At 68.0% G+C, this 9,197-nt stretch carries 9 protein-coding genes; 3 read left to right on the plus strand and 6 right to left on the minus strand.

Features of this window, described 5'->3' with window-relative positions:
• Positions 1-42: 42 nt before the first annotated feature.
• Positions 43-1,020: a phosphomevalonate decarboxylase MvaD gene (gene mvaD / locus GWG54_RS09050; protein WP_167937463.1), complete on the minus strand. Its 978-nt coding sequence runs from the start codon at positions 1,018-1,020 to the stop codon at positions 43-45.
• A 122-nt stretch (positions 1,021-1,142) separates the two neighbouring features.
• Between mvaD and nth the strand changes: the two genes are divergently transcribed.
• Together nth and GWG54_RS09060 are read left to right on the plus strand one after the other, a co-directional pair.
• Entirely contained in the window at positions 1,143-1,826 is a 684-nt protein-coding gene (gene nth, locus GWG54_RS09055) for an endonuclease III (protein WP_167937464.1), read from the plus strand.
• A gap of 80 nt (positions 1,827-1,906) precedes the next feature.
• Positions 1,907-2,146 (plus strand): hypothetical protein, encoded by a 240-nt coding sequence (locus GWG54_RS09060; protein WP_167937465.1) that lies wholly within the window; start codon positions 1,907-1,909, stop codon positions 2,144-2,146.
• Positions 2,147-2,268: 122 nt separating this feature from the next.
• On the opposite strand, the gene GWG54_RS09065 is transcribed toward GWG54_RS09060, so the two are convergent.
• Positions 2,269-3,039 (minus strand): NAD(+)/NADH kinase, encoded by a 771-nt coding sequence (locus GWG54_RS09065; protein WP_167937466.1) that lies wholly within the window; start codon positions 3,037-3,039, stop codon positions 2,269-2,271.
• Positions 3,040-3,083: 44 nt separating this feature from the next.
• Entirely contained in the window at positions 3,084-4,394 is a 1,311-nt protein-coding gene (locus tag GWG54_RS09070; RefSeq protein ID WP_167937467.1) for a M28 family peptidase, read from the minus strand.
• Between the two features lie 148 nt (positions 4,395-4,542).
• Between GWG54_RS09070 and GWG54_RS09075 the strand changes: the two genes are divergently transcribed.
• Positions 4,543-5,607, plus strand: coding sequence for a polyprenyl synthetase family protein (locus GWG54_RS09075; protein WP_167937468.1), 1,065 nt, complete (start codon positions 4,543-4,545; stop codon positions 5,605-5,607).
• 21 nt (positions 5,608-5,628) lie between these two features.
• On the opposite strand, the gene GWG54_RS09080 is transcribed toward GWG54_RS09075, so the two are convergent.
• From GWG54_RS09080 to GWG54_RS09090, 3 genes are all read right to left on the minus strand, one after another.
• On the minus strand, positions 5,629-7,329 hold the full coding sequence (locus GWG54_RS09080; protein WP_167937469.1) for a methylmalonyl-CoA mutase: 1,701 nt from the start codon (positions 7,327-7,329) through the stop codon (positions 5,629-5,631).
• 46 nt (positions 7,330-7,375) lie between these two features.
• The gene (locus GWG54_RS09085; protein ID WP_167937470.1) at positions 7,376-8,113 is read right to left on the minus strand and encodes an NAD(P)-binding oxidoreductase; all 738 of its coding nucleotides are present in this window, start codon (positions 8,111-8,113) and stop codon (positions 7,376-7,378) included.
• Between the two features lie 63 nt (positions 8,114-8,176).
• Positions 8,177-8,983, minus strand: coding sequence for a CBS domain-containing protein (locus tag GWG54_RS09090; protein ID WP_167937471.1), 807 nt, complete (start codon positions 8,981-8,983; stop codon positions 8,177-8,179).
• Between the last annotated feature and the right edge of the window lie 214 nt (positions 8,984-9,197).

The raw sequence follows: 9,197 nt of genomic DNA on the forward strand, positions 1-9,197 counted from the left end.
CGCAAACGACGGTCACGGATCGATGACGGTCGAACCGGCCGATCAGAACAGGTGGTCGTCGACGAGTCGGGCCGGGTCGCCGACCTCCCAGACCATCGTCTCGACGCCGCAGTCGCCGACCTCCCGTTCGACGCGGTCGACGTACTCCTCGGTGGTGTTGACGTAGACGCTGGCGCCGGTATCCGTCGAGAAGTAGACCGGAATTTCCTCCTCCTCGCGGAGTTCGCGCACCGTATTGAATATCTCGAGGGTCGCCGGCTGCCAGTAGACCCACCCCGACGGACCGGTCATGGTCGTCGCGGCCAGCGACAGCGAGTCGTGCTCTGCGAGTTCGAAGGCCCGACCGAAGTCGTCGCTGCGGAGCGCGTCGCGCATCTCGGCGATCTGGCCGTGGATGTGGGCGTTCCGGGCCTGGAACATGTGGCTGTCGGCGGCCTCGTCGTGGGCGTCCTCGGTCTCCTTGTGGTAGGGGACGAGCCCGACGACGATCCGCAGGTCCTCGTCGAGGTCGCTCGGAATCTCCCGGGAGCGACAGTCCGCGTCGTTGAGTCCGGTGTGGAGCTGGGAGAACGAGCCGGTCACCGCGCGGGCGGCCGAGGCCGACCCCACACGGGCGATCGTCGAGACCGTCTCGAGGTCGGCCTCGAGGCCCGCGGCCTCGGAAAGCGCCATCGCCGCGGCTGCGAAGCCCGACGAGGACGAGCCCAGCCCGACGTTCGTCGGGAAGCTGTTCTCGCTCTCGAGGCGGACGGGATCGGCGGCGTGGTCGGCATCGGCCCGCTCTCGAACCTTCGCGACGACGCTGTCGACCCGTTCGGCGGCTCGGCCCTCGAGGGTCTCGCCGTCGACGACGAACGTGTCGGCGTCGAACTCGCTCGAGAACTCGACGGTCGTTTTCGTGTGGCTGGGCGCCGTACAGAGGCTGATGCTATCGTGGTACGGCAGGCGCTTCTCGTCGTCGCGCATCCCGTGGTACTTGACGAGGCCCTGGATGGGGTGGGCGATCGCGGTGGCTTTCATACCGGATAGCTGGCCGAAGCGCGCTTAAAACTCACGGCATTCGGGTGCTCGCCGAGTCGGCTTTCGACCCGAGGGGCGCCGAACCGAACCCCTGAAATGGACGCCGTCGAAAGAGCGGCGTAATGGGAACCCCGCTGGAGACCGCCGAGCAGCAGGCCGCCGAGGTCGTCGACCGACTCGAGGCCGAGTACCCCGACTCGACGATCTCGCTGCGGTACTCGAACCGACTCGAGCTGTTGATCGCGGTCATCCTCTCGGCGCAGTGTACGGACGAACGGGTCAACGCCGAGACCGAGCACCTCTTCGAGAAGTACGACGGCCCCGAGGACTACGCCGCCGTCGACGAGGAGGAACTCGCAGAGGACCTGAACTCGATCACCTACTACAACAGCAAGGCGGGCTACATCAAGAGCACCTGCGAGACGATCCTCGAGGAACACGACGGCGAGGTGCCGGACACGATGGCGGAGTTGACCGAGCTGTCGGGGGTCGGCCGAAAGACGGCAAACGTCGTGCTCCAGCACGGCCACGACGTCGTCGAGGGGATCGTCGTCGACACGCACGTCCAGCGCCTGTCGAGACGGCTCGGGCTTACCGAGGAGGAGCGTCCGGAGGCGATCGAACGGGAGCTGATGGAGATCGTTCCCGAGGAGTACTGGCAGGGCTTTACCCACCTCTGTATCGACCACGGGCGGGCGACCTGTACGGCCCGCAGTCCGGACTGTGATGACTGCGTGCTGGCGGATATCTGTCCCTCCGAGCGGGGCGACAGCGAGGTCGACCTCGCGTCGGGCGAGCCCTGGTAGTCGCATCCTGGCTGGTCGTAGCCGTCCGTTGCAAGCCCAACGTCTTTTCGCGAACCGTGTGAAACTCGGGTGAGAACACTATGTCCGACAACGACGACACCGGCAAGGACGAGCACGGACGGGATGTCGAGCTAACCCACGAGGACACCGACGCCGAAGACGAGGAGGGGCTGACCGAGGAGGAAAAGGAGGCCCGCGAGGAGCAGGCCGAGGAGCAGCGCCGCCAGGACATCGAGCACAAGTCCGACGACCGCGAGGACGACGCCCTCGAGCACCAGAACCCGGACAACCACCGCGACGAGGAGCCCTTCGAGAGCTAACCGACCTCGCAGGTTCTCGCATTGCCACCCGTCGTTTTCGACGCTCGCCGATCGAGCAGTGACGGCTGCGTCGCCCGGGACAGAACGACGCGACCACCATCGCTCGAGGAGAGTCAGACTCGTTATCGACGCCCGGAGGGAACGACTAGTGTCCGCAGTCGTCCGGCGACACGGATTCCAACAGACGACCCGACCGGAACCGAACCGACGGCCCGGTCGTCGACGACGAGCGTCACCGAGCACTCGTCGCGCTCGACCCGGAGATCGAGCCCCTCGTCCGGGAGCACCCACTGCCGGGCGTTCGTCGCGAACGGCGCGATCGGGGCGACGGCGACCGCCTCGAGCGCCGGCGAGAGCGCGGGCGCGTCGACGGCCCCCGCGTAGCCGTGCGTGCCGACAGGCGTCGCGACGACGACGCCGTCGGCGCGGACCGAGCCGACGGGTTCGCCGTTCGTCCGAACACTGTACTCCGAGATCTTGGCCGGCTCCGACGTCACCAGCGCGGCGTCGAACAGTCCGCGGTAGCGCTCGCCCTCCAGGACGGCCTCGAGGATCGGCCGCGGGCGCACCTCCGCGGCGCCCGACAGCGCCGCCTCGAGCGCGGGCGCCGCCTCGTCGGGCGCGACCGACTCGAGGCCGGGAATCTCCCCGACCGGGAGCACCGGAACGTCGGGGTCCTCGCGGACGGTCGCCGACAGCGCGGCCTCGCCGACGGTGATCAGCAGCGAGGCCGGGACGTCCGAAAGCGTCGCGGCCGTCCCCTTCCGGAGCGTTCCGTCCCGCGGCTCGAGGACGTTCGCGAGCCGATCGACGACGGATGGCTCGCGGTCGCCAGCCTCGTGTACGACTCCGACGACGGGCTCCTCGTCCGGCGGTTCCCACGCGGCGTCCATATCCCCGAGTTGACGCGGCCCGTCCAAAAGCGTGCGGTTGCTCGCTACCCGTCGTAGGGCCAGTCGCCGGTGACCTTCATTCCTGCCGCGAGGTCCTGAGCCTCGAGGTCGTCGGCGATCGCCTCGGGCGAGCGGCGCTCGACGCTCCGGTCCTCGCTCGTCAGGTCGACGACGAGGTCGGTCAGGAGGATCGCCTGCTCGCGCAGATTCCGCACCTCGAGTTTCTCGAGCGTGTCGGCGAAGGTGTGGCCCCAGCCCCGACCGACCTCGTCGGAGGTCGATTTAACGTGATACCCCGGCACGCCCCGCTGGACGAACGGCCAGTGGTCGCTGTGGGGGCCGAGCCGCGGCACCGTCTCGACGGGGTGGTCGTAGCGATCGGCGACCGCCTCGACGGCGTCCGCGAGGCCGTCGAAGCCGTGGGTCGTGAACTCGAGGGTGCGATCGCCGACGACGCCGTCGTTGTTGACGATCGCCGCAATGGTGCCGAGGTCGGCGGTCTCGGCGTGGTAGCCCGAACCCACCAGCCCGACCTCCTCGGCGCCGTAGGCGACGAACTCGACGCGGGTCTCGAGGGCGTCCTCGCGGTCGGCGAGGGCGTTCGCCAGCTCGACGACCATCGCGGTCCCCGCGCCGTTGTCCAGCGCCCCCTCGGCGATGTCGTGGGCGTCGACGTGGCTCGTCACGAGGACGCGCTCCTCGGTATCGGGACCGAGCTCGGCGTGGACGTTCTGGCTCTCGGCGTCGCCGATCTCGGCCTCGACCGACACCGTAATCGGCTCGCCCTCGAACCGCCGGACCAGCCGCGCGCCGACCTCGCTCGAGACGCCGACGGCCGGAATCTCGCCGATCGGGTCCTCGGCCGTTCCAACGCTGCCCGTGGGCGGCAGACAGCCCTCGACGTGGTTGCGGTAGACGAAGCCGACGGCGCCGCCCTCGACGGCGCGGTAGTACTTCTCCCGGCGGTGGACGTATCGGTCCGCGTAGCTGGGGATGTCGCTGCGGACCGTGACGATCTTGCCCTCGAGGTCGGCAGCCTCGAAGTCCTCGGGCAGGCCGTACCCGAGGTCGACCAGCGGTGCCTCGACGCTATCGGCGGGGCTGCGCGGCAGCGCGATGCAGTCCTGGACCGTCTCGCCCGCGGCGATCGAACTCCCGCCGCGAGTCCAGCCCTGGATCTCGAACGGCACGAGGCGGGCGTTTTCGGCGCCGGCGGCCTCGAGAGCGTCCCGCGTTAGTTCGGCAGCCTCGCGCTCGCCCGGGCTGCCGGCCATCCGGTTGCTGATGTCGACCAGGTCCTCGAGGTGGGTCCATCCGACGTCGCTGGTGAACAGGTCGCCGATCCACGCGCTCATACCCCACCGTCTCCCCGCCCCCGGGTAACGGTATCGGCTTCCGCGGTTCGGTCGCCCCGCCGGACGGTTCGCCGCGGACGACCGTCCGCTCGCGCCGGAGGAACGGGAGATCTGAATCTTTTTCACGCCGCTCGCACTCGGGGGAGGTATGCGGGAGACGCTTGCCGAGTGGCGGCCGGCTGTCGACGAGGCGATCGCCGATCTCGTGCCGCGCGAGGTCGAGGGGGAGTACCTCGAGGACTTTTTCGGCGAGCCGACCTACGAGTACGATTCCGAGGGGATCCAGCGGGCGCTGTCGGACCCGCTCTGGGAGCTGCTCGATCGGGGCGGGAAGCGGTGGCGAGCCGTGTTGTTTCTGGTCTTCGTCGACGCGTTCGGCGAGGATCCCGAGGAGTACCTGCGCTACGCCTGCATCCCGGAGATCCTGCACAACGGGACGATCATCGTCGACGACGTCGAGGACGAGGCCGCGATGCGGCGGGGAGAGCCGGCCCTGCACCACGTCTTCGACGAGGACGTCGCGCTCAACGCCGGCAACGCGATGTACTTCCTGCCGCTGAAGATCCTGACCAGAGAGCAGGCGGATCTGCCGGCCGACCGACGGCTGGCCGCCTACGAGATGCTGATGGACGAGCTCAACCGAACCCACCTCGGCCAGGGGATGGACATCCGCTGGCACAACGAAAGCGAGGTGCGCGTAACGCCCGAACAGTACCTCGAGATGTGCGCCTGCAAGACGGGCTGTCTGGGGCGGATCGTCGCCCGACTGGCCGCGATCCTCACCGACCAGCCCGCCGACGTCGAGGAAGCGGTCGCCAGCTACGCCGAGTTGACCTCCGTGGCCTTCCAGATCGGCGACGACATCTTAGACGTCGAGAACTCGCTGGGCCGGGCCGGCGAGTTCGGCAAGGAGTTCGGCAACGACGTCCGTGAGGGGAAAAAGACCCTGCTGGTGATCCACGCCGTCGAGGAGAGCGACCCCGAGACCGCCGCGCGTCTCGAGGCGATCCTCGAGGCCGAGGACAACACCGACACGGAGATCGGCGAGGCGCTGTCGATCCTCGAGGACGCCGGCAGCATCGAGTACGCCCGCGATCGGGCCCTCGAGCTGGCCGCCCAGGCCCGCGCGGCGATCGACGGGCTCGAGTTCGACCCCGAGAACGAGCGCAAGCTCCGGGAGTTCACCGAGTTCGTCATCGATCGGGACGTCTGAGCGCGCCGTCGGGGGCCGCGGTCAGGCCAGGCCGATCTGCTCGCTGTAGGCGCCGTGCTCGGCCTCGAAGACGTCCATGATCTCGCCCATCGTCGCGTACGCCTTCACCGCGTCGACGATGTACGGCATCGCGTTCTCGCCGCGGTCGATCGCCCCACGGAGCTCCTCGAGGGCGTCCTCGACGGCGTCGTCGTCGCGCTCGGTCTTGACCTCCTCGAGCCGGCCGAGCTGGCGGTCGGCGGTGTCCTCGTCGACCTGGAGGATCTCCGGGCTGGTGTCCTCCTCGATCGTGTACTCGTTGACCCCGACGACGACCTCCTCGCCGCGTTCGACCCGTTCCTGGTACTCGTAGGAGGCCTCCTGGATCTCCCGGAGGAAGTACCCCTGATCGATCCCCTCGAGGATGCCGTCCCGAACCGAGCCCTCGCCCATCTCGCGGATCTCCTCGATGTAGGCCATCGTCTGCGCCTCGACCTGGTCGGTCAGCGCCTCGACGGCGAAGCTGCCGCCGAGCGGGTCGACGATGTCGGCGGCGCCGGACTCCTCGGCGATGATCTGCTGGGTGCGAAGCGCCACGCGAACCGCCTTCTCGCCGGGCAGAGCCAGCGCCTCGTCAAAGCTGTTGGTGTGCAACGACTGGGTCCCCCCGAGGACGCCCGCCAGCGCCTGGATCGTCACCCGGGCGACGTTGTTCAGCGGCTGCTGGGCGGTCAGGGACTGGCCCGCGGTCTGGGTGTGGAACTTCAGCCGCTTCGACTCCGCGCGCTCGGCGTCGTACCACTCGTCCATCACGCGGGCGTAGATCCGCCGGGCCGCCCGGTACTTCGCGATCTCCTCGAAGAAGGAGTTGTGACAGTTGAAGAAAAAGGAGAGGCGAGGGGCAAAGTCGTCGACCTCGAGGCCCCGATCGATCGCGTCCTCGACGTAGCCGAAGCCGTCGGCGAGCGTGAAGGCCAGTTCCTGGACCGCGGTCGAGCCGGCTTCGCGGATGTGATAGCCCGAGATCGAGACGGGGTGGAACTTGGGGGTTTGTTCGGTCGAGAACTCGATCGTGTCCGTCACCAGTTCCAGCGAGGGCTCGGGCGGGATCACCCACTCCTTCTGGGCGATGAACTCCTTGAACATGTCGTTCTGGAGGGTGCCCCGGAGCTTCTCGCGGGGAACGCCCCGCCGATCCGCGAGCGCGACGTACATCGCGTAGATCACCGGCGCGGAGGGGTTGATCGTAAACGAGGTCGAGATCTCCGCCAGGTCGATCCCGTCGAAGAGGATCTCCATGTCCCGCAGCGTGTCGACCGCGACGCCCTCCTTGCCGATCTCGCCCTCGCTCATCGGGTCGTCCGAGTCCAGCCCCATCAGCGACGGCATATCGAAGGCCACCGACAGCCCGGTCTGGCCCTCGTCGATCAGGTAGTGAAACCGCTCGTTGGTCTCCTCTGCGGTGCCGAAGCCGGCGAACTGGCGCATCGTCCAGGTGCGCCCGCGGTACATCGTCGGATACGGCCCCCGGGTGTACGGCTCCTCGCCCGGAAAACCCAGATCCTCGAGGTAGTCCAGATCGCTCACGTCCTCGGGCGTGTAGAGCCGATCGACCTCGAGGTTCGAGACGGTCGCGAACCGATCCCGGCGCTCGCCGTGGGCCTCGAGAGTCGGTTCGAGGGTCGCTTCTTCCCACTCCTCGCCGGCCTGTCGGATCGACTCGAGATCCTCATCGTCGTACATGATCGTAATTTTTGCCGGACAGTCCATTAAGGATTCCGGGTAGCGGCTACAGGCGCATCCGATCGCGGTCGGCCTCGACGCGGTCGAACGCCCAGTCGACGTCGACGACGCGCTTCGGCGGTCCGGAGAGGCCGTCGCGGCTGGCGATCTCGAGGGTGCGGTTTCGCGCGTCCGGGGTGAACGGCGCCGCGGCCATCACGCGGGCGACGTCGGCCCGGGGGATCGACCCCGCGACGGAGTCGCCGCCCTCCCCGACCAGGACCTCGCCGTTGGGCGGCTCGTTCGTGAGCCGGCCCGGACGAACGATCGTGTAGTCGATCCCCGATCGGCGGATCGCGGTCTCGGCGTCGCCTTTCGCCTTCAGCGAGCCCCGGATGAGGAGCCGCGCCGGGAGCGGGAGCCCCGCCCTCGAGCTGCCGACGCCGATCGCGTTCTCGTGGACGAAGTGTGAGACGCCCTCGCCGACGGCGGCCGTCAGGAGGTTGCTGACGCCGGTTCGATCGACCAGCTTGCCGCCGACGGTGTGGCGGTAACTCGGTGGCGTGCCGACCGCACAGCAGACGACGTCGCAGCCTTCGACGGCCGCGACCGCGTCGCCGGGTTCGAAGAAGTCGGCGACGACGACCTCGTCGGCGCCGAGGCGCTCGAGGTGCTCGATGGTCGCGTACGAGCGGGTCGTCGCGCGGACGGTGAGATCTGTCGGTCGGAGAACGGCGAGCAGTTCGGTCCCGGTATCGCCGCTCGCTCCCGCGATAAGTACGCGCGGTGAACTGTCATCGGTCATCGAACGGCGTACTCGCCCGAGCGGGAAAACCCTGCCCAGTGATCAGCGAAGCGACCGGTTCGACTACTCCCTGGACTGGAGGCGTTCGGTCGTCTGGACCAGCGGGTGGCGCGCGTAGTCGACGACCTCGATGTCGTCGATCCTCTCGAGCCCCTCTTTCTTTGCCGTGCGTGCCATCCCGAGATCGATTGGGCGGTCGATGACGATGACGTAGGCGTCCATCTCGTCGATCGAGAGGCGGTCGGCCGCCAGCACGCGGTGGTGGCCGTCGGCCAGCAGCAGGGTGCCGGCGTTGTCGATGACGACGAGGGGTTCGGCCAGGCCGTGCTCGAGTTCGTATCGTCGGCCCTCGAGCTCGTCGGCGTAGACCCGACCCTGGGTCGGCGTGAGCTCGGCGAGGGGGACCGTCCGTCGCTCCTGGCGCAACTCGACGTCGTGGATCTGCTCTAAGGTGTTGACGAGCTTGCCGACCTTCTTGGGTGTCGCGCGCTCGATCTGGCTGCGGATCACGTCGGCGTTCGAGATGATGCCGACGAGGTTGCCCGCGTCGTCGACGACGGGCAGCTTCTGGATCCCCGAGCGCAGGATCACCCGGGCGGCGTCGGTGACTTTCATCTCGGGGTGGGCGACCAGCAGGTCCGTCGTCATCACCTTGAAGATGGGATCGTCGTCGTCGGCCAACAGCAGATCGCGCGCGCTGATAAACCCCTCCACGCGACGGCGCTCGCAGACGGGGAACCCGCTGTGGTTGTCGGTCTCGGCGATCCGGTTGGCGACCTCGCCGACGGTGGTATCCGGCGAAACCGTCGCCACGTCGCGGGTCATGTAGTCTTCGACCTGGGGTTTGGTCCGATCCGACGCAACGTCCATACCGTCCCAAGGCGACCCCGGTGCAAAAGCGCTGCCGTCGCGTTGACATCCTCCCACCCCTGAACAGTAGTTGCTGAAGTGACCAAGCGACGATTGTCGTTGTCCTCGTTGTCTCGATATGGTCGAGACAACTGAGGCAACGCAGGTGACTCGCGCAGCGTCGTCACTGCTGTTTCCTGAACTTGAGTTCGGAATCGCTGCTAACACCACATAT

Origin of the sequence: Natronococcus sp. JC468 (assembly GCF_012163165.1) — an archaeon.
GTDB classification, from domain to species: domain Archaea; phylum Halobacteriota; class Halobacteria; order Halobacteriales; family Natrialbaceae; genus Natronococcus; species Natronococcus jeotgali.

Coding starts and splice junctions, on each gene's coding strand:
- mvaD (WP_167937463.1), bottom strand. CDS start 1,020: ATGAAAGCCACCGCGATCGCCCACCCCATCCAGGGCCTCGTCAAGTAC.
- nth (WP_167937464.1), top strand. CDS start 1,143: ATGGGAACCCCGCTGGAGACCGCCGAGCAGCAGGCCGCCGAGGTCGTC.
- GWG54_RS09060 (WP_167937465.1), top strand. CDS start 1,907: ATGTCCGACAACGACGACACCGGCAAGGACGAGCACGGACGGGATGTC.
- GWG54_RS09065 (WP_167937466.1), bottom strand. CDS start 3,039: ATGGACGCCGCGTGGGAACCGCCGGACGAGGAGCCCGTCGTCGGAGTC.
- GWG54_RS09070 (WP_167937467.1), bottom strand. CDS start 4,394: ATGAGCGCGTGGATCGGCGACCTGTTCACCAGCGACGTCGGATGGACC.
- GWG54_RS09075 (WP_167937468.1), top strand. CDS start 4,543: ATGCGGGAGACGCTTGCCGAGTGGCGGCCGGCTGTCGACGAGGCGATC.
- GWG54_RS09080 (WP_167937469.1), bottom strand. CDS start 7,329: ATGTACGACGATGAGGATCTCGAGTCGATCCGACAGGCCGGCGAGGAG.
- GWG54_RS09085 (WP_167937470.1), bottom strand. CDS start 8,113: ATGACCGATGACAGTTCACCGCGCGTACTTATCGCGGGAGCGAGCGGC.
- GWG54_RS09090 (WP_167937471.1), bottom strand. CDS start 8,983: ATGGACGTTGCGTCGGATCGGACCAAACCCCAGGTCGAAGACTACATG.